At 45.3% G+C, this 1,175-nt stretch carries 1 protein-coding gene; it reads left to right on the forward strand.

The genetic code is table 11. The features are described from left to right. Nucleotides 1–67: 67 nt before the first annotated feature. Nucleotides 68–1,175 (forward strand): IS3 family transposase gene (locus tag MAQ5080_RS17150; protein ID WP_156496611.1). Its coding sequence is split into 2 segments (ribosomal slippage), with 1,109 coding nucleotides annotated over them: nucleotides 68–323 and nucleotides 323–1,175; the frame shifts between segments, so codons are not numbered across the junction. This gene is flagged as partial in the annotation.

Here is a 1,175-nt window from a genome sequence, read left to right on the forward strand (position 1 = left end):
TGTAGTGGTCTAATAAAACCGGACACCATTTAAGGTGGTAATATAGCCACATCAAAAGAGGTGTCCAATGACAAAACAACGTCGTACATTTTCAACAGAGTTTAAGCATGAAGCAGCCTGCTTAGTGCTTGATCAAGGTTACAGCGTAACCGAAGCCTGCAGGTCATTAGGTGTCGGTGAAACGGCTCTTCGACGCTGGATTGATCAGCTCAAAACTGAACGAGGCGGTATCACGCCAGAAGCCAAAGCCCTAACGCCAGAGCAGCAACGCATACAAGAGCTTGAAGCCAGAATTAATCGTCTTGAGAGGGAAAAAGCCATTCTAAAAAAGGCTACAGCTCTCTTAATGTCGGACGAGCTGGAACGTACGCGTTAATTAATAAGTTAAGGGAGCATGAACCGGTAGAGCTGCTTTGTAAGGTGTTTGATGTGCCGAGCAGTAGTTACTACGACCATCGCAGTCTTAAAAATAAGATCAATGCTGAACGCTTGGAGCAACGGAGTTTAGTGAAGAAGCTTTTCTCTGATAGCCGCGGAGCAGCAGGAAGCCGATCTTTACAAAGTATGTTGCAGGATAAGGGTCACACTGTAGGGCGCTTCAAAGTAAGACGTTTAATGAAGGAAGCGAACTTATACAGTAAACAGCCAGGTGCTCATCGCTATAAGAAAACAGGAGATGAGCGCCTTGATATACCCAACCATTTGAATCGAGAATTCAATGTCAGCGGCGTCAATCAAGTGTGGTGCGGAGATATTACTTATGTCTGGGCTGGCGGTAGCTGGCACTACTTAGCGGTTGTTTTAGATTTATATCGTCGTTGTGTTGTCGGTTGGGCGCTCTCACCAAAGCCTGATGCAGAGCTTGTCATTAAGGCTTTAGACATGGCCTATGAACAACGTGGACGACCAAATAATGTGATGTTCCATTCAGACCAAGGCAGCCAATATTCAAGCCGTAAATTTAGGCAACGATTATGGCGCTATCGCATGAAACAGAGCATGAGTCGTCGTGGTAATTGTTGGGATAACGCCCCGATGGAAAGAGTCTTCAGAAGCTTAAAGACGGAGTGGGTACCAGCAACTGGATACATGACTCAAAGTGAAGCAAGACGAGATCTCAGTTTTTATCTTATGAATTATTATAACTGGCGCAGGCCGCATCAATTTAATAACGG

Origin of the sequence: Marinomonas aquimarina (assembly GCF_900089755.1) — a bacterium.
Lineage (GTDB): Bacteria > Pseudomonadota > Gammaproteobacteria > Pseudomonadales > Marinomonadaceae > Marinomonas > Marinomonas aquimarina.